The sequence below is a fragment of the Acidimicrobiia bacterium genome (assembly GCA_036271555.1).
Taxonomy (GTDB): Bacteria; Actinomycetota; Acidimicrobiia; order IMCC26256; family PALSA-610; genus DATBAK01.
Genome location: DATBAK010000101.1, coordinates 1 through 18,259 on the forward strand (window position 1 = coordinate 1; position 18,259 = coordinate 18,259).

General features: G+C 70.9%; 16 protein-coding genes. 10 read left to right on the forward strand and 6 right to left on the reverse strand.

Annotated elements, in window-relative coordinates; genetic code table 11:
• Window positions 1–55: 55 nt before the first annotated feature.
• The 4 genes from VH914_22060 to VH914_22075 are packed head-to-tail and all read left to right on the forward strand — an operon-like array spanning window position 56 to window position 2,831.
• A complete protein-coding gene (locus VH914_22060; GenBank protein ID HEX4493902.1) occupies window positions 56–307 on the forward strand; it encodes a hypothetical protein in 252 nt (83 codons plus the stop codon).
• Window positions 304–759, forward strand: a complete 456-nt coding sequence (locus tag VH914_22065) for a type II toxin-antitoxin system VapC family toxin (protein ID HEX4493903.1) — start codon at window positions 304–306, stop codon at window positions 757–759. The genes VH914_22060 and VH914_22065 overlap by 4 nt, the downstream gene beginning before the upstream one ends.
• Before the next feature lie 5 nt (window positions 760–764).
• Complete coding sequence (locus tag VH914_22070; GenBank protein HEX4493904.1) at window positions 765–2,117, forward strand: aspartate aminotransferase family protein; 1,353 nt, start codon at window positions 765–767, stop codon at window positions 2,115–2,117.
• A gap of 30 nt (window positions 2,118–2,147) precedes the next feature.
• Complete coding sequence (locus VH914_22075; GenBank protein ID HEX4493905.1) at window positions 2,148–2,831, forward strand: DsbA family oxidoreductase; 684 nt, start codon at window positions 2,148–2,150, stop codon at window positions 2,829–2,831.
• On the opposite strand, the gene VH914_22080 is transcribed toward VH914_22075, so the two are convergent.
• The 3 genes from VH914_22080 to menD form a co-directional block, all read right to left on the reverse strand.
• A complete protein-coding gene (locus VH914_22080; protein HEX4493906.1) occupies window positions 2,815–3,717 on the reverse strand; it encodes an MOSC N-terminal beta barrel domain-containing protein in 903 nt (300 codons plus the stop codon). The genes VH914_22075 and VH914_22080 overlap by 17 nt on opposite strands.
• Before the next feature lie 55 nt (window positions 3,718–3,772).
• Window positions 3,773–5,773 carry a hypothetical protein gene (locus tag VH914_22085; GenBank protein HEX4493907.1) on the reverse strand — a complete coding sequence of 667 codons (2,001 nt, stop codon included), beginning with the start codon at window positions 5,771–5,773 and terminating at the stop codon, window positions 3,773–3,775.
• 97 nt (window positions 5,774–5,870) lie between these two features.
• Window positions 5,871–7,607 (reverse strand): 2-succinyl-5-enolpyruvyl-6-hydroxy-3-cyclohexene-1-carboxylic-acid synthase, encoded by a 1,737-nt coding sequence (menD, locus tag VH914_22090; protein HEX4493908.1) that lies wholly within the window; start codon window positions 7,605–7,607, stop codon window positions 5,871–5,873.
• Between the two features lie 14 nt (window positions 7,608–7,621).
• Here menD and VH914_22095 point away from each other — a divergent pair, with 14 nt between their 5' ends.
• Entirely contained in the window at window positions 7,622–8,314 is a 693-nt protein-coding gene (locus tag VH914_22095) for an alpha/beta fold hydrolase (protein ID HEX4493909.1), read from the forward strand.
• A gap of 2 nt (window positions 8,315–8,316) precedes the next feature.
• Here VH914_22095 and VH914_22100 read toward each other — a convergent pair whose 3' ends face one another.
• The gene (locus VH914_22100; protein HEX4493910.1) at window positions 8,317–9,189 is read right to left on the reverse strand and encodes a 1,4-dihydroxy-2-naphthoate polyprenyltransferase; all 873 of its coding nucleotides are present in this window, start codon (window positions 9,187–9,189) and stop codon (window positions 8,317–8,319) included.
• Window positions 9,190–9,304: 115 nt separating this feature from the next.
• Entirely contained in the window at window positions 9,305–10,153 is an 849-nt protein-coding gene (gene menB, locus VH914_22105; protein ID HEX4493911.1) for a 1,4-dihydroxy-2-naphthoyl-CoA synthase, read from the reverse strand.
• Between the two features lie 119 nt (window positions 10,154–10,272).
• Here menB and VH914_22110 point away from each other — a divergent pair, with 119 nt between their 5' ends.
• From VH914_22110 to VH914_22125, 4 genes are all read left to right on the forward strand, one after another.
• Complete coding sequence (locus VH914_22110) at window positions 10,273–11,274, forward strand: alanine racemase (protein ID HEX4493912.1); 1,002 nt, start codon at window positions 10,273–10,275, stop codon at window positions 11,272–11,274.
• 115 nt (window positions 11,275–11,389) lie between these two features.
• A complete protein-coding gene (locus VH914_22115; protein ID HEX4493913.1) occupies window positions 11,390–12,826 on the forward strand; it encodes an amidase family protein in 1,437 nt (478 codons plus the stop codon).
• Window positions 12,827–12,837: 11 nt separating this feature from the next.
• Window positions 12,838–14,196, forward strand: a complete 1,359-nt coding sequence (locus VH914_22120; GenBank protein ID HEX4493914.1) for an acyclic terpene utilization AtuA family protein — start codon at window positions 12,838–12,840, stop codon at window positions 14,194–14,196.
• Window positions 14,196–14,600, forward strand: coding sequence for a hypothetical protein (locus VH914_22125; protein HEX4493915.1), 405 nt, complete (start codon window positions 14,196–14,198; stop codon window positions 14,598–14,600). Before VH914_22120 ends, VH914_22125 begins: the two co-directional genes overlap by 1 nt.
• Here the strand turns inward: VH914_22125 and VH914_22130 are convergent.
• Entirely contained in the window at window positions 14,589–16,100 is a 1,512-nt protein-coding gene (locus VH914_22130) for an oligosaccharide flippase family protein (protein HEX4493916.1), read from the reverse strand. The two genes, VH914_22125 and VH914_22130, sit on opposite strands and share 12 nt — an antisense overlap.
• 70 nt (window positions 16,101–16,170) lie before the next feature.
• Between VH914_22130 and VH914_22135 the strand changes: the two genes are divergently transcribed.
• The gene (locus VH914_22135) at window positions 16,171–18,168 is read left to right on the forward strand and encodes a glycosyltransferase (GenBank protein ID HEX4493917.1); all 1,998 of its coding nucleotides are present in this window, start codon (window positions 16,171–16,173) and stop codon (window positions 18,166–18,168) included.
• Window positions 18,169–18,259: the final 91 nt, after the last annotated feature.

Sequence of the window (18,259 nt, forward strand, 5' to 3'; positions counted from 1 at the left end):
CTTCGCGCCCTAGGGAGACCCTAGACTTTCCCTAGGAAAGTGCTAGACTGCTCTTATGGCCACCCTCTACGTTGAAAACGTGCCCGACGACCTCTACGAAGCTCTGCGCACGCACGCTCGCCAAGAGAGCCGTTCGATTGCGGCTGAAGTCATTGTTACGCTGAAAGAAAAATATCCAACCGAAGCAGAATTAGCCAAACGTCGCGAGTGGATGGCGAGAATCTTGAAACTCCATGCCGAACATCCCCCCACTATGGAGAAGTTCCCTTCGGCTGAAGAAATGATTCGTGAGGATCGCGATCGGTGAAAAGTGTCGTCGTGGACGCAAGTGTCGCGGCGAAATGGATCCTTCCCAATGTCGACGAACCCTTCTATCAAGAGGCGTTGCGGCTGGCGGACTTGTTCACCGCTGGTCGACTCGAGTTCATAGTTCCCGATCTGTTCTGGATCGAGATGGGCAGCGTGCTTTGGAAGGCCAAGCGGTCGAATCGAATCAGCTCGAGAGAGTTTGAAGAGTCGTTGGCCATTCTCCACAGCCGAGAATTTAAGTCCGCTCCGGCGAAGCCTCTCCTAACGCGGTCACTCTCGATCGCTGTTGAGTTCAATCGATCCGTTTACGACGGTGCTTACATCGCTCTGGCCGAAGCAAATTCCACTGTGATGATCACTGCCGACGAAAAGCTCGCAAACGCCGTCTCCTCAAAGCTTCCAGTTGTATGGTTGGGCTCGGATTCTGCGTTATCCTCTAGGCAAATTTAAATCGCATGTCTTCCGTCGTCATCGATCGCTCGCGTCTCCATGCACTCCAGCAGCGCGAAGAAGCCGCCTTCCTCGCTGCGCACCCAAAGTCCGCCGTGCTCTACGAACGTGCACAAAAGTCGCTGCTCGGCGGCGTCCCCATGCACTGGATGAAAAAGTGGGCCGGCAAATTTCCCGTCTTCGTTCGCGAAGCCCATGGCGCGCACTTCACCTGCGTCGACGGCCTTCACCACATCGACTTCTGCCTCGGCGACACCGGCGCGATGACCGGCCACGCGCCGGAAGCCACGGTCGCCGCGCTCGCGCGTCAGGCCGCGCGCGGCATCACGACCATGTTGCCGACCGAGGACGCCATCGCCGTCGGCGAGCAGCTTCACCAGCGCTTCGGGCTTCCGCTCTGGCAGATCGCGATGACCGCGACCGACGCGAACCGGTTCGTCGTGCGGCTCGCGCGCCACGCGACCGGACGGTCGAAGATCCTCGTCTTCAACTGGTGCTACCACGGCACCGTCGACGAGACGCTCGGCATCCTCGACGGCGGCGAGGTCGTCTCGCGCCCCGGCGACATCGGACCGCCGATCGATCCCGCGGTGACGACGACGATCGTGGAGTTCAACGATCTCGACGCGCTCGAGGCCGCGCTCGCACCCGGCGACGTGGCGTGCGTGCTCGCCGAGCCCGCGCTCACGAACATCGGCATCGTCCTGCCCGACCCCGGCTTCCACGAAGCGCTGCGCGAGATCACTCGGCGCACCGGCACGCTGCTCGTGATCGACGAGACCCACACGATCTGCGTCGGGCCCGGCGGCGCGACACGCGCGTGGAACCTCGATCCCGACTTCTTCGTCATCGGCAAGCCCATCGCGGGGGGCATGCCCGCGGCCGCGTTCGGGATGACCGCCGAGCTCGCGACGCGACTCGCGAGCGCGCTCGGCGCCGACGAGACCGACGTGAGCGGCATCGGCGGCACGCTCAGCGGCAACGCGCTCGCGCTCGCGGCGATCCGCGCCACGCTCGACTCGACGCTGCTCGCGGGCGACTACGCGCGCATGGTGCCGCTCGCGGCGCGCTGGGCCGGCGGCGTGCGCGACTCCTACACGCGCGCCGACCTCCCGTGGAGCGTCAATCAGCTGGGCGCGCGCGCCGAGTACTGGTTCTCGCCGCCGCCTCGCAACGGCGCGCAGGCGGCCGCCGCCGTCGACGAGGAGCTCGACGGCTTCATGCACCTCTGGGCGCTGAACCGGGGCGTGCTGCTCACGCCGTTCCACAACATGGCGCTCATGTCGCCGATGACGACCGAAGCCGACGTCGACGCGCACACCGAAGTGTTCGACGCGGCCGTGACCGCGCTGGTGTGACGGCGGGCGCCCGTCTGCGAGAATGACGTCGTGAGTGAAGCCGTCATGAGCGATGCCGACGCGCCGATGCCGGTCGAGATCTGGTCCGACGTCGTGTGCCCGTGGTGCTTCATCGGGAAGCGCCGGTTCGAGCGGGCACTCGAGTCGTTCGGCCATCCCGTCGAGATCACGTGGCGCAGCTACGAGCTCAACCCGAACGCGCCGCCCGTGCGCGACGGGTCGTCGACGGAGCGCATCGCGCGCAAGTACGGGATCAGCGTCGAGGACGCGGCCGCGCAGCATCAGCGCATCACCGACATCGCCGCGACCCTCGGCCTCGAATACCACCTCGACCGCGCGCGCTGGGGGCGCTCGTTCGACGCGCACCGCCTGCTCCATCTCGCGCGCGAGCGGGCCATCCAGGACGCGGTGAAGGAGCGCTTCCTCTCCGGCTACCTGCAGGAGGGCGTGGCGATCGGGCTACCCGAGGAGCTCGCGCCGCTCGCGGTCTCCGCAGGCCTCGACGCGTCGGAGGTCGACGCGGTGCTCGCCGGCGACGCCTACGCGGACGCGGTGCGCGCCGACGAGGAGCGCGCCCTCGAGGTCGGCATCACCGGCGTGCCGTTCTTCGTCGTCGACGGCCGCTTCGCGATCCCCGGCGCGCAGGACTCGGAGACGATGCTGTCGATCCTCGAACGCGCACGGGCGAAGCGCGCCGCTACGACGCCAACGTGAGCGCGACGTCGTCGCCGACGCGCACGGAGCCTGACGCGCTGACCACCGCGTAGGCCCCTACGCACGACCACGTGCCGAGGCCCGGAATCTCGATCCGGTTGTGGCGCGCGACGGTCCGCAGCACTTCGGGGTCGCGAGGAAGCTCGCCCTGGGCGAGCGTGGTCATGATGCAGCGCATCGTCGGGATCAGGACCGATGCCCGCAGTGCGCCGCCGAGCTGCAGATCCGCGCCCGTCCAGGCGTTCTCGGCGAACGGGTCGCCGTCGGTGTCGACGAGGACGTTGGGTCGGTAGCGCTCGACGGCGAAGCGGCTGCCCGGCTGGAGCCGGTCGAGCCCGTGCAGCGTCGCGGTCGTGAGCACGTGCAGCGCGGCGACGTCGAAGAAGGTGCCGGGCGGCGCGGCCATCGCGAGCGCAAGATCCGTGACCGTGCCGTCGACCTCGTCGCCCGCGACGGAGAACTGGTCGCGGAACTCGGCGGGCACGACCCCGTCGATCTCCGGCCACACGGCGAGGTAGCCGCCGCCTGCGGGGGCGACGGTCGTCAACCGGACCGACCGCCCGACCACTCGCGAGAGGTGATCGTCGACATCAGGGTCGTCGCTCGCGGTCTCCGCGCCGTCGGGCAGCGTGATCGACACCGGCGGCACCGGCGAGCCGGCACGCGGCGTGTCGCGATAGCGCGCCCGGCACTGCAACAACGCGCCCCACAAACGAGGATGCTTCGCGCTCCCGACCTTGCCCGTCGTCGCGTCGACGACCGCGTAGGCGCGGTCACCGGCGAACCCCGCGTCGGACCCCTCGGCGGCGGCGAGTGGCTCACCCCCCATCGACTTCACCGGATATCGCCAGAGCCCCGCAACCCGGGCCGGTCGACCTTCGATCATGGCGTCCCTCCGCGAGGTGGACGGTAAACGCGATCGAATGACGACGACGCGCGGGTCAGGTCACCTTGATGATCAGCGTGCCGTTCGCGGGGCCCTGAGGATCGACGAGGATCTCCCACGAGCCGGCCGCGTCGAGCGTGCTCGGACCGAGCGTGAGCGTCTTGTTGCACGTCGACTGGCTCGCGAGCACGGTGCCGTTCGGACGCACGAACGAGACGACGAGGCCGGGGCAGCCGCCGAACGTCGAGCCGGTGATGGTGACCGTGCGGACGTCGCCGACCTTGCCGGTGAACTTGAAGTGCCCGTTCAACCCGCGCGTCGTCGTGGTGAACGACTTGATCGGGCCGCCGGGCTTGATCGTGGGATGCACGTCGACGACCGTGTACAGCTGCAGGACGGCGGTGCCGGTGACGGGCCCCTGCGGGTCGAAGAGCACCTTCCACGTTCCCGACGCGTCGAGGGTCGTCTGGTCGAGGAACGCGTTGTCGGTACACGTGCTGAGGGTCGTGAGCGTCGTGCCGTTCGGGCGCACGAGCGAGACCGTGAACGACGGGCAGCCACCGAGCGTCGATCGCAGCGTGTACGCAGCGATGTGCTGACCGTTGTTGCCGGAGAACGTCGTGATCGCGTTCTGACCGGGCCTGCCGATCACGAGCTTGTTGTTCTTGCCGTCCATGTCGAACGTCGGTTGGCTCTGGTCGGAGAACGTGTACGCCTGCAGGCTCGCGGAGCCGCCGGAGTCGCTCTGCGGCGCGAACACGAACGCCCACGTGCCGGCCTGGTCGAGGGTGACGGAATCGAAGAAGGCGGTCGCACCGCAACCGTTGACGCTCGGGCCGAACTGCGTGCCGTTCGGCCGTAGCAGCGACAGCGTGTACGCGGTGCAGCCGGAGAACGTCGAGTTGGAGACCTGCGCGGAGATCTGCTGGCCGACGGCGCCCGTGAACGTGTACGAGCCCGTCTGGCCCGGTCCGAGGATCACGTTCGTGGGTGCGCCGTTGAGCGTGAGCGCAACGACCTGGTCGGCCGACTCGAACGCCTGCACCTGCGCGGTCCCGGTCGTCGTGCCAACCGGATCGATGACGAGCGTCCACGTGCCGGTCGCGTCGAGCGTCTGAGTCGAGAGGAACAGGCTCGCGTTGCAACTGCTCGCAGGGCTCCCGAGCTGTGTGCCGTTCGGTCGCAGCAGGTACGCCGTGAACGCGGGGCAACCGGCGAACGTCGCGCTGCCGACCTGAGCCGACACGCCCTGGCCACTCGTGCCGCTGAACGTGAGCGAGGCGTTCTGGCCGGGCTTGTTGATCGTGACGTTGACGGCCGAGCCGTTGAGCGTGATCGCCTTCGTCTGGTCGGTCGCGTCGTAGACGTTGAGCGTTGCGTTCCCGGTCGCGGTGCCCTGCGGGTCGAGACGCACGGTCCACGTGCCGGTCCGGTCGAGGGTCTGCGCGTCGAAGAAGTCGCTCGCGTTGCACGCGGGCTGACCGGACTTGAGCGTCGTGCCGTCCGGACGCACGAGCGTGTACGTCGCGCACCCGGTGAGCGTCGAGCTCGAGGTCTGCGCGGAGATCTCCTGGCCGGTCGTGCCGGCGAACGTGAAGCCGGCGTTCTGCCCCGGCCACTTGATGACGACGTTCACGGCCGCGCCGCTCACGTTCACCGGCTTCACCTGGTCGGCCGACGGATAGGCCGCGAGCGACGCGGTGCCGGTGCCGTTGCTCGCAGGCGTGACCCGCAGCGACCACGTGCCGTTCTGGTCGAGCGTCGTCTGGTCGAGGAAGGCCGAGCTGGTGCACGTGTTGACCGACGTCAGCTGCGACGCGTCGGGCCGGATCAGCGCGAGCGTCAGCGCGGGGCAACCCGTGAAGGTCGAGCTCGAGAGGAGCGCCGAGACCGCTTCACCGGTCGTGCCGGGGAAGCGGAAGGTCGCGGTCTCGCCGGGAGTCGTGATGCTCACCGGTTGCGCGGTGCCGTTGAGCGGGATGTTGCCCGTCTGCTGCGGCGCGGCCTGGCCCGCGGTCGGGGCCGCGAGCAGCGCGAAGCCCACGAGCGCGGTCATCACCGCAATCGTCGTGCCCCGCCGCGTCCTGCCCCTGATCACTCTGCGAACCCTCCACCAGACCGACCACACTGTGTAGTCGCGTGCACTCTCCTGGTCAAGATGGGCTGGTCAGGGCCTCAGCAACGGCCTGCCACAGCCGGTCGTGGCGGGCGACGGTCGTCTCCCGGTCGGTCGGGACGACGACGACCCGGACGCCCCCGGCCGCGAGGGCGGCCTCGACCGCGGGTGCGACCGCAGCCGCGCGCTCGACGCGCCGGGCGTCGATCCCGTAGGCGGCCGCGAGCGCAACCGGATCCACACCGGCGGGCGTGGTGAACAGCTGCTCGCGTTCGGCGAGCCCGCCCGCGGGCAGGAAGTGGAAGATGCCGCCGCCGCCGTTGTCGAGCACGACGAAGGTCACGGCCCGGTCGAGGTCGCGGGCCGCGAGCAGACCGTTCGAGTCGTGCAGCCACGCGAGGTCGCCGAGCAGCGCGACCGTCGGACCGGTCCGCGCCGCGGCGATGCCGAGCGTCGTCGACACGAGTCCGTCGATGCCGTTGGCGCCGCGGTTCGCGTGCACGCGCACGCTGTGCTCCCGCGCGCGCGGTCGAGCGAACCACTCGAGCTCGCGGACGGGAAGACTCGACGCGACGAGCAACGCGCCGCCGTCGGGCACGACCTCGTACACATCGCGCGCCACGCGCGCGTCGAACGCGGTGTCGTCGCCGTCGAGGCACGTGTCGATCGCCGTGCGCGCAGCGCGCTCGGCCGCGCGCCACGACGCGAGCCACGACGACTCGACGCGCGCGGGTTCGAACGCGTCGAGGAGCGCGCGCAGCAGCGGTTCCGCGTCCGCGCCGACGCGATCGCTCGCGGCGCGATGCGGATCGAGCCAGCGCGCGTCCGGATCGACCAGGATCTGCGGGACGTTCGGGTCGAGCCACGCGGTCGCGACCTTGCTCGTGAGCGGCGCCCCGAGTCGCAGCACGAGGTCAGGCCGGTGCGCGGTCGCGAAGGGCGCGACGCGCAGCAACGCGTCGTAGGTCGAGATCGCGTGCGGTCCCACACGCAGACCCGAGACCGGATCCGCGAGCAGCGGCCATCCGAGCCGGGAGGCGAGCCCGGTCGCGGTCTCGGGTTCGACGTCGGCGCCCCAGCCGGCAACGACGATCCCGCGCTCGACGCGCCGAAGCCGGCGCGCGAGCGCGGCGATATCGTCGTCGGCGAGCCGCCGCTGGGCGCGGGATGTGGCCGTCCACGGCGCACCGTTCGTCCGACCGGGTCGGGGTTCCGCGTGCGCGTCGGTCACCAACGGCTCGCGGAAGGCGAGGTCGAGGTGCACCGGACCCGCCGGCGGACCGAGCGTCTCCGCGACCGCGCGCGCCGCGACCGCGCGCCACACCGCGCCCGCGTCGGGCAGATCGATCGGCGGACCGGGCGCGGCGAACCAGCGCACCGCGCCGCCGAACAGGTGATGCTGCTCGACGGTCTGGCCCGCGCCGGTGTCGAGGAGCTCGGGCGGACGGTTCGCCGTGCACACGAGCAACGGCACGCCCGCGAGGTCGGCCTCCATCACCGCGGGGTGGAAGTGCGCGCCGGCGGTGCCCGACGTGCAACAGACGACGGCCGGACGTCTGGACTCGCGGCCGATGCCCAGCGCGAGGAACGCGGCCGAGCGTTCGTCGACGACGACGTGCACGCGAATCCGACCATTGCGTGCGAGCGCGAGCGCGAGCGGCGCGGAGCGCGAACCGGGAGCGACGACGGCGTCGGTCACGCCGCCGCGAACCCACTCGTCGACCACCGTGGCCGCGAACTCGGCGGTGACGGGAGGACACAGGTCGGCGGTCACGTCAGAATGCCGCGGTGGCGCGCGTCGTGTTGGTGCCCGGATTCACGCAGTCGGCGTCGGCATGGTCCGTCGCCGGTGCCGCGTTGCGCGCCGCGGGCCACGACTGCGTCGCGCTCGACGTGCCCGTCGACCGTGACTTCGTGGCGACCGCGCACGCGCTCGGCGACGCGGGTGGGCGCGCGGTGTACGCCGGCTACTCGATGGGCGGGCGGCTGTGCCTGCGACTCGCGCTCGACCGGCCCGAGGTCGTGCAGCGACTCGTGCTCGTGAGCGCATCGCCGGGTCTGAGCGACGCGGCCGAGCGGGCGGCGCGGCGGGCGAGCGACGAGGACCTCGCGCGCGACGTCGAAGCGCGCGGTGTCGAGCCGTTCCTGCGCGACTGGCTCGCCCAACCGTTGTTCGCCGGCGTTCCGATGACCGACGAGGAGGTCGCGGCGCGCGCCCGCGCGCACACGGCCGCGCAGATCGCGGCGATGCTGCGCAACCTCGGCACCGGTACCCAGGCGCCGCTCTGGGACCGGCTCGGCGAGCTGCGTATGCCGGTCGCGCTCGTGAGCGGTCGGACCGACTCGAAGTTCGACGCGATCAACGACGAGATGCAAGCCGAATGCGGCGCAACGCGCATCCGGATCGACGGTGGTCACGCGCTCCCACTCGAGCAACCGCACGCGCTCGCCGCGGCGATCGGCGAGTGGCTCACGCGCTGACGTCACCGCGCGACCTCGAGCCCGATCACGAGCAACGCGCCGAGCACGAGCTGGAACCGTGCGGTCGTGACCAGCGCGCGCACGAGTGACGGCGCGTCGGCGCGCGTCCGCACGATCCTGATCGGCACGAGCGCGAACGGCGCCGCCGCGAGACCGAGCAGCGCCCACGGGTGCGCGATTGCAAGCAGCGCGGTCGCGACGAGCGCGCCCGCGAGCGCGCCGAGGAACAGCGCGCGAGTGCGCGCCGCGCCGATGCGCACCGCGAGCGTGTGCTTGTTCGCGACGCGGTCGGTATCGATGTCACGCAGGTTGTTCACGACGAGGATCGCAACCGCGGGCAGGCCGACCGCGAGCGCCGCCGGCCACGAGGCACCGGGGATCCGGTCGAGCTGCACGAACACGGTCCCGACCGTCGCGACGACGCCGAAGAACGCGAGCACCGCGACCTCGCCGAAGCCCGAGTAGCCGTAGGGGCGCGGGCCACCCGTGTAGAGCACGGCCGCCGCGATCGACGCCCCGCCGACGATGAGCAGCCGCAGGTCGACGGCGATCGCGAGCGCGAGACCCGCGACTGCGGCGACGGCGAAGGCGAGCAGCGCGGCGGTGCGCACGGCCTGCGGGGTCGCGGTGCCCGTCGCAGTGAGCCGCAACGGACCGCGGCGCGCGACGTCGGTGCCCCGCACGCCGTCGGAGTAGTCGTTCGCGTAGTTGACGCCGATCTGCAGCGCGAGCGCGACCACGAGCGCGGCGAACGCGCGCCACCAGATCGTCGGTGCGTCCGTCGACGCGAGCGCGGTCGCGACGACGACAGGCACGATCGCGGCACCCAATGTCCGCGGGCGCGCCCCCTGCACCCACTCCGCTGCGGTTGTCATCAGCCGCAGGTCCATCCCACGCGGCCGAAGGCACGAGCGGAGCGAGCGTCGAGGCTCGCCAGCGAGCGTGCGAGCCGGCGAGCGAAGCGTTGCCGGCGAAGGAGCGAGCGAGAGATCACGGTCGCTTTGGGAATTGGTCGAAGCGCGGCTTGCGCTTCTCGAGGTACGCGTTCTTGCCCTCCTGCGCCTCTTCACTCATGTAGTAGAGGAGCGTTGCGTCGCCCGCGAGCTGTTGAATGCCCGCGAGCCCGTCGTCGGCTGCGTTCATGCCGGCCTTGATCATGCGCAGCGCGAGCGCGCTGTGGCCGAGCATCTCGCGACACCACTGCACGGTCTCGACCTCGAGCTGCGCGAGCGGCACGACCGTGTTCACGAGGCCCATGTCGAACGCCTCTCGCGCGGTGTACTGGCGGCAGAGGAACCAGATCTCACGTGCCCGCTTCTGACCGATCTGGCGCGCGAGCAGACCGGAGCCGTAGCCGCCGTCGAAGGAGCCGACGCGCGGACCGGTCTGACCGAAGCGCGCGTTGTCGGCCGCGATCGTGAGATCGCAGACGACGTGCAGCACGTGACCGCCGCCGATCGCGTACCCCGCGACCATCGCGATCACGGGCTTCGGCGTGCGCCGGATCTGCACCTGGAGGTCGAGCACGTTGAGGCGGCCGATACCGCGCTCGTCGCGGTAACCGTCGTCGCCGCGCACCCGCTGGTCGCCGCCCGAGCAGAACGCGTCGGGGCCCTGGCCGGTGAGGATGATGACGCCGATCTCCGGATCGTCACGCGCGTCGTCGAACGCGTCCCGCAGCTCGAACAGGGTCTGGGGCCGGAAGGCGTTGCGCACCTCGGGCCGGCAGATCGTGATCTTGGCGATGCCGTCGGCGGTCTCGTAGCTGATGTCGCCGTAGCTGCGGGTGCCGGGCTTCCATTCCGCGCCCGGGAGGATCGGGTTCTCGCTGCCTGCCATCGCCGCCTGCCTGGTGCTCGGGATGATGGGAGCGATCACTCCCACGGTCGAGGCTAGCGAGGTCGGTCACCGGGCGCCGCACCGCGGCGGGCGGTGCGGTCTGCCATAGTCGCCGGCGAATGCTCGTCGGCGACCTGCCCACGCCCGCGCTCGTGGTCGATGCGGCCGCGCTCGACCACAACCTTGCGACCATGGCCGCCGCGCTGCCCGGTGACCGGTTGCGGCCGCACGTGAAGGCGCACAAGTGCACGGCCCTCGCGCGTCGCCAGCAGGAGCACGGGCACGCGGGCTTCACCGCGGCCACGCCGCGCGAGATCGCGGGGCTGGCGCGGGCGGGGCTGACCGACGACCTGCTGCTCGCGAACGAGTCCGTCGACGAGGAACGACTGCGCATGCTCGCCGCGCTCGACGCGCGCGTGACCGTTGCCGTCGATTCGGAGGCGACCGTCGACGCGGCCGCGCGCGCAGGTGTGCGCGAGGTACTGGTCGACATCGACGTCGGATTGCCGCGCTGCGGTTGCCCGCCCGAGGACGCGGGCCGCATCGCGGATCGCGCCCGCGCCAAGGGGCTCGAGGTGCGCGGCGTCATGGGTTACGAGGGTCACGTGGTCGGGCTCGTCGATCGCGACGAGCGCATCAAGAAGACCGACGCCGCGATGGCGACGCTGCTCGCCGCGCACGGACTCGCGGGCGGCGGCATCGTGTCGGGCGGTGGCACGGGCACGTTCGACATCAACCCGTGGGTCACCGAGATCCAGGCCGGGAGCTACGCGCTGATGGACACCGCGTACGGCGCGCTCGCGCTGCCGTTCCGACGCGCGGTGCACGTCGTCGCGACCGTCGTGTCGGTGAGTGGTGCGCGAGCGGTCGCCGACTGCGGCTTGAAGGCGCTCGGCATGGACCACGGCAACCCGACGGTCGACGGCGCGAGCGTGTGGTTCTGCTCCGACGAGCACCTCACCTTCGATCGCCGGCGCCTCACCGTCGGCACGCGCGTGCTCGTGTGGCCGGCGCACGTCGACCCGACGGTCGCGTACCACGAGCGGCTCCACGTCGCCGCGGGTGCGTCCGCCGACGCCGAGGTGCTCGACACGTGGGACATCGACCTTCGCGGCTGGTGAGGGATCGCCGCTACGGTTCGTTCCCACAAGAACGGGCGGGTCGCCGTGCGGCCCGCCCGACCCGGCGGCTGAGGCGTCAGGCGCGGCGAGCGAAGCGAGTGCGCCCGGAGGAACAGTGACCGACACGACGTGGCTCGACGCCACCGAACAGGCCGAGCTCGTGCGCACGAAGCAGGTGTCGCCGCTCGAGCTCGTCGACGCCGCGATCGAGCGGGCCGAGCGCGTCAACCCCCAGCTGAACGCGATCATCCATCCGCTCTACGACCAGGCCCGTGAGCGCGCGCAGGGTCCGCTGCCCGACGGACCGTTCCGCGGCGTGCCGACGCTCTTCAAGGACCTCGGCTGCGCGGTCGAGGGCGACCCGTACCACGAGGGCATGGCGATCGCGAAGCGCGCCGGCTTCCGCGCGCAGCACACCGACGAGCTGGCGCGCCGTTACCTCGACGCGGGATTCGTGTGCATCGGTCGCACGAACACTCCCGAGCAGGGACTCGTGCCGACGACCGAGCCCCACGCGTACGGAGCGACGCGCAATCCGTGGGACACCGAGCGCACGTCCGGTGGATCGTCCGGCGGCTCGGCCGCGTCGGTCGCCGCGGGCGTCGTGCCGGTCGCGCACGCGAACGACGGTGGCGGCTCGATTCGAATCCCCGCGAGCTGCTGCGGACTCGTCGGCTTGAAGCCGAGCCGCGGGCGCGTGTCGGAAGCGCCGTTGAGCGATCCGATCGCGTCGATGCTCGTGGTCGACCTCGCGGTGACGCGCACGGTGCGCGACACCGCGGCGCTGCTCGACGTCGCGTCCGGACCCGCCGTCGGCGACACCGTGATCGCGCCCGCACCCCTGCGTGCGTTCCGCGACGAGCTCACCACCGATCCGGGCAAGCTCCGCATCGGGATCCTCGTCGAGGACACGCTGAGCGGCGACCGCGCGACTCCCGAGTGCGTCGAAGCCGCGGAAGCCGCGGGCGCGTTGCTCGAGTCGCTCGGTCACCACGTCGAGCACAGCGCGCCGAAGGCGCTGTACGACCCCGAGATCGTCGGCCAGTTCACGACGCTGTGGGCCGGTGGCCTCGCGGCGCTGATCAAGTCGTGGGAGGGCGTGCTCGGCACCGCGGTCACGCAGGCCGATGTCGAGCCGCTCACGTGGGGGCTGCTCGAGATCGGGCGCGCGACGTCGGCGGTCGACTACGCGACTGCGGTCGGCGTGCTCACCGCCAAGTCGCGCGCGGTCGCGCAGTGGTGGGCCGACGGCTTCGACCTGCTGCTCACGCCGACGCTCGCCGAACCCCCCGTCCCGCTCGGCACCTTCGACACGCCCGACGAGCCGATCCTCGGCTTCCTGCGCGCCGCGACGTTCACGCCGTTCACGCCCGCGTTCAACATCACCGGCCAGCCCGCGATCTCCCTGCCGCTGGCGACGAGCTCCGAGGGGCTGCCGATCGGCATCCAGCTCGTCGGTGCGTACGGCCGTGAGGACCTGCTCCTGCGCGTCGCCGCGCAGCTCGAGATCGCGGCGCCATGGGCCGATCGTCACCCGAGCGTCCACGCGTAGAGGGCATTCGCTTGCGAGTCGCGGGAGGACAGGGTTTCTACGGCGACACACCGGCGGCGGTCGACGGGCTGCTCGCCGACGGCGTCGACTACCTCTGTCTCGAGGCGCTCGCAGAGCTGACGATGGCGATCCTGCAGAAGGATCGTCAACGCGACGAGACCCGCGGCTACACGCGCGACCTTCCCGCGTACCTCGCACGCGCATTGCCCGCGGTCGCCGACGGCCGCACGAAGCTCATCACGAACGCGGGCGGGCTGAACCCGACGGCCGCGGCACGCGCCGCGATCGACACCGCGCGCGCGGCCGGCTTCAGCGGGCTGCGCGTCGCAACCGTGCTCGGCGACGACCTCACGACGCGCCTGCCCGAGCTCACCGAGACGCAACCGCTCGCGCACCTCGACACCGGCGCGCCGTGGAGCGCCTTCCCCGCCGAGCCGTTGCTCGCGACCGCGTACCTGGGCGCGCGCCCGATCGTCGACGCGCTCGATCACGACGCCGACATCGTGATCACCGGGCGCGTCGCCGACGCGTCGCTCTTCCTCGCCGCGTGCGCGCACGCGCACCGATGGAAGTGGGACGACTGGGACCGGCTCGCCGCAGGCATCCTCGTCGGCCACCTGCTCGAATGCTCGGGACAGAGTCTCGGGGGCAACTACAGCGGCGACTGGTGGGCGCTGCCGCACCCGTGGGACCTGCCGTATCCGATCGCCGAGGTCGACGCCGACGGCACCGCGGTGATCACGAAGCCCGTGAGCTCCGGCGGTCGCGTCACGACCGACACGCTGCGGCACCAACTGCTGTACGAGGTGCACGATCCGGCGCGCTACTTGTCGCCCGACGTCGTCGCCGACTTCACGTCCGCGCACTTCGATGATCTGCCCGACGACCGCGTCCGCGTCACGAATGTGCGGGGCACACCCGCGACCGACACGTACAAGACGCTCGTGACGTACCACGAAGGTTGGTCGGGCGAGATGCGCGTCGCGTTCTCGTGGCCCGATGCGGAGGAGAAGGCGAAGGCGACCGCGGCGATCTTCGCGAAGCGCGTCGAGATGGCCGGGCTCGTCGTGCGCGAGTGGAACGTCGAGCTCTGGGGCGTGAACGCGTTGGGCGGTCCGACGGTCCCGGCGACCGCTGCGGAGCCACCGGAGTGCGTGTTGCGCGTCGCGTGGCGCTGCGACGACGCGCGCACCGCGGGCTACGTCGGCCGCGAGTTGGTACCGCTGACGCTCTCCGCGCCACCGGCCGGGCTCACCGGCGCGGGCCGCGGCGGGACCGGCGCGAGCGAGCTGCTCGGGCTGTGGCCGACGCTCGTCGACAAGGCGCTCGTCGACCCGCACGTCACCGTCACCGTGCAGGAGGTGCCGTGATGGCGCCGAGCACCCGACGACTCGCACTGCGGGAGATCTGCGGCTACCGCGCCGGCGACAAGGGCGACATCGCGAACGTCGCGATCTTCGCCGACGACGACGAGACCTACGCAATGATCGTCGAGCAGGTCACGGCCGAGCGCGTGAAGGAGCACTTCGGCGCCTTCGTGACCGGCCGCGTCGACCGCTATCGCGTCGACAACGTGCGCGCGCTCAACTTCGTGATGCACGGCGCGCTCGGCGGTGGTGGGACGCGCACGTTGCGCGCCGACAACCTCGGCAAGACGCTCGGCGGCGCGCTCGTCCGCCTCGAGATCGACGTGCCCGACGCGCTGGCGACGCGCCGTCGCGCGCGTCCCGACGTGTCGTGGGCCGAGGCGATCTTGCGCGCGCTACCCCGGTAACGCTTCCGACGCGCCGAAGCGCGATTCGCGCACGAAACCGATCAGGCCGGTGCCTTCGAGGCGCAGCGCCTGCAGGAAACCGCCGTACAACAGCATGCCGATCACCGTCGCGAGCTCCCATGGCATCACGCGACGCATCCCGAGCAACGAGAGCGCGAGCGCGCCGGCCGAGAGCGCGACGACGCCGATCGACCGCCACGGCAGCGGCCGGATCGGGAGATCGCGCACGCCGTACACGAGGATCGCGAGCACGATCACCTCGGTGACGATCGTCGCGATGCCCGCGCCGGTCGCGGACCACAGCGGGATGAAGAGGAAGTTGAGCGCGATGTTCGCCACGAAGCCGATGAGCGTCGCGATCGGGTAGATGCCGCGCCGGCCCGCGGCGACGAGCGTCACGAAGGTGAGCTCCGTGAAGAGGTTGAGGGCCTGGCCGACGACGAGCAGCCGCGCCGGTCGCACCGCGTGCCAGTAGCTCGGTTCGTACAGCAGGTGGATCGCCGGCGCGCACATCACTGCGAACGTCACGACCGCGAACGTGCCGAACGCGATGAAGATCACGAAGGCCTGCCGGAACGTCTTCCGGAAATCCGCCGTCGCGTCCGGCCACGAACGGATCAAGAGCGGCAACACCGCGCCGAGGAGCGCTGGTGCCGCGAACGCGAGCAGGTCGGAGAACTTGTATCCGATCTGGTAGACCGCGAGCGCGGAGAAGTTCCCGAGCTTCGAGAGCATCACACCGTCGATACGGAAGTACGCGGTGCCGAGCGTCGCACCGATCGCGAGCGGCGCCGCGTCCTTCGTCCAGTGCCACCAGTGCGCGAGCTCGACGCGCGGCCGCACGCGTACGACGCGGTTCAACGCGACGAGCATCCACACGAGCGTGACCGCGTCGTAGATCACGAACGGCACGACGTAGTGCAGCATCGCGTGCGAGTGCGTCACGAACAGCGCGACGGTGACGCCGAACTGCACGGCCTGCGCGACGATCATCGACAGCGCGACCGTGCGCAACCAGAGGAACGCCTGACACACGGTGACGAGCGCCCACGTCGCCGACGCGATGAAGAAGCTCAGGCCGCCGATCAGCGTCGCCTCGAGCACGATGTGCGGATAGTGCGCGACGAGCACGAAGCCGACCGCGATCGCGTACATCAGCGCGCCGAGCGCGACGCGGAACGTGAGGAAGCTCGACACGAGGCCGCCGAGGTCGTCGCGCGCTTCGAGGATCTCGCCGATCACGATGCGGCTCGTCTGGAAGTCGGCGACGAGACCGAGTAGTCCGAGCACACTGAAGACGAGCGAGAACTCGCCGTAGACCTGCGTGGTCAGGCGGCGGGTGATGAGGATCTGTCCGGCCCACCCGAGCGCGGCGACGACGACGCGTCCCGCGAAGAGCACGCCGGTGCCCGTCAGCAGGGAGCTCGAAGCCTTCGGCCCGTCTGCGGAGACCTGCGACTCGGTCTCGTCGATGGTGGACCTCCGGCCGGCAGTACGCACTCCCCACTGTTCGGTCGGCCATGCTACGGGTTGAGGACGGCACCCGAACGACAGGAGCGGACCCCCCGAAATGCCTGAAGTCCGTGTCGGTATCGTCTCCTGGAACACCGCGGCGGATCTTCAGGCCTGCTTGGAGGCGTTGCCCGCCGCGCTCGACGGAATCGACGCCGAGATCGTCGTCGTCGACAACGCGTCGAGCGACGAGAGCGCGATCGTCGCGGAGAAGTTCGACGTGCGCGTCGCGCGCAACATCGAGAACCGCGGCTACGCGCGTGCGATGAACCAGGCGCTCGCGGGCGACGACGCCGAGTTCCTCGTCGCGCTCGATCCCGACACGCTGCCACCACCGGGCTCGCTGCGCGCGCTCGTCTCGGTGCTGCGCGAGCACGGCGACATCGCACTCGTCGCACCCGCGCTGCGTGCACCCAACGGCACGCCGCAGCCGTCGGTCACGATGATGCCGTCGTTGCGCGCCACGTTGTTCGCGTACGGCACGACTCCGGAACCGACGGTCGGTCTCGTCGACGTCGAATGGGTGAGCGACGCGGTGCACGTGATCCGCGCCAGCGCGCTGGCCGGCCGACCGCCGTACCGCGAGCGCTGGTTCCTCTACGCCGAAGACCTCGAGCTCTGCGCGCGCCTACGCGCCGGGGGCCATCGAGTCGTGCTCGACGGCGACGTGAGTGTCGTGCACGCGGGCGGCGCCGCGACCGAGCTCGCGTGGGGCGAACGTCGCGACGCACGCCGGCTCGATGCCTGGTACGACTGGTACGCGAGCGAGCGCGGCGCGCTCGCAGCTCGACTCTGGGCGATGGCGAACGTCGTCGCGACTCTCGTCGCGCGCGACGACGCGACGTCGGACACGGAACGCGATCGTTACCGCGCGCGTCGCCGCGCGTTGCGCCTGCACCTCCGCAAGCTCGCGCGCGGCACCCGCCTCGGCCGCGCCGCGGGCGAGCCGCCGACCGATCGGCCGAGGCGACTGCTCGCAGTCGTACCCGGCGCGCAGCTGTCGGGCGCGGAACGCGTGCTGCTGCACGATCTCGTCGCCGCGCGTGTCGCGGGTTGGACGGTGCGGTGCGCGTGCAGTGACGGCCCGCTCGTCGAGGAGCTCGTCGACGCCGGCATCGCGCACCTGCCGATCCCGGATCTTCGGCTACCGCCGGGCTCTCGGGTGATGGGCCTCGCGCGCTCGCTCGGTCGGTCACTGGTCACCGCGCGCCGGTTACGCCGGGTCACGAGCCGCGATGAGGTCGTCGTCGCGAACGGCATCAACGTGCTGCCCGCGTTGCGGTTCGCGCGCATGCCGGGCCGCGTCCTCTTCTTCGCGCACGACGTACTCGTGCGCCCGGACCGGTTGCGCCTCGCGCGGCTCGGCGCGGGCGCGGTCGACGTCGCAGTGGCGGTGTCCGACGCGGTCGCGATGCCGCTCACCGCGATGGGCATGGCGACGACCGTCCTGCACAACGGCACCGCGTGGCCGGTCGAGCCCGCGCCGACGCGACCACCGGCGCCGCCCGTCGTCGGCTGCACCGCGGTGCTCACCGAGTGGAAGGGTCTGCACGTTCTCCTCGAGGCGATGACGCACGTCGCGCGATCGGACGCGCTGCTCGAGCTCGTCGGCATCGCACACCCGAAGGACACCGAGTACGAGGCGTCGTTGCGGGCGCGCGCCGCGCGGCCCGACCTCGCGGGGCGCGTGCGCTTCCTCGGATTCGTCTCCGATCCTCTCGTGCCCCTGCGGCGCTGGTCGGTCGCGGTGTCGGCGAGCGTCGATCCCGAAGCCGGACCGCTCACCGCCCTCGAGGCGATGAGCGTGGGTGTGCCCTTCGTCGCGACCGAGCACGGGGGCGTGACCGAGGTGCTCGGCGACGCGGGTCTCCTCGTCGCGCCCGGCGATCCGGTCGCGCTCGCCGCCGCGATCGACCGCCTGCTCGGCGACGACGACCTGCGTGCGCGCTGCCGCGCCGCGGGCCCCGCCGCGATCGTCGAGCAACACCTCACGCTCGCCGACCAGCGCACCGCGATGCTCTCGATCTTCGACGAGCTGAGCGCACCCGCAGGCTGAACCGTCGCCCGGTGGTACTGCGTTGCCGGCATATGGCCGGGCAACGCAGTACCACGAGACTCGGGCGGAGCGGTCCGCAATGTGTCCGGCG

Coding starts and splice junctions, on each gene's coding strand:
- VH914_22085 (HEX4493907.1), bottom strand. CDS start 5,773: ATGACCGCGCTCGTGGGCTTCGCGCTGCTCGCGGCCCCGACCGCGGGC.
- VH914_22100 (HEX4493910.1), bottom strand. CDS start 9,189: ATGACAACCGCAGCGGAGTGGGTGCAGGGGGCGCGCCCGCGGACATTG.
- VH914_22080 (HEX4493906.1), bottom strand. CDS start 3,717: ATGATCGAAGGTCGACCGGCCCGGGTTGCGGGGCTCTGGCGATATCCG.
- VH914_22125 (HEX4493915.1), top strand. CDS start 14,196: ATGGCGCCGAGCACCCGACGACTCGCACTGCGGGAGATCTGCGGCTAC.
- VH914_22135 (HEX4493917.1), top strand. CDS start 16,171: ATGCCTGAAGTCCGTGTCGGTATCGTCTCCTGGAACACCGCGGCGGAT.
- VH914_22060 (HEX4493902.1), top strand. CDS start 56: ATGGCCACCCTCTACGTTGAAAACGTGCCCGACGACCTCTACGAAGCT.
- VH914_22110 (HEX4493912.1), top strand. CDS start 10,273: ATGCTCGTCGGCGACCTGCCCACGCCCGCGCTCGTGGTCGATGCGGCC.
- VH914_22070 (HEX4493904.1), top strand. CDS start 765: ATGTCTTCCGTCGTCATCGATCGCTCGCGTCTCCATGCACTCCAGCAG.
- menB (HEX4493911.1), bottom strand. CDS start 10,153: ATGGCAGGCAGCGAGAACCCGATCCTCCCGGGCGCGGAATGGAAGCCC.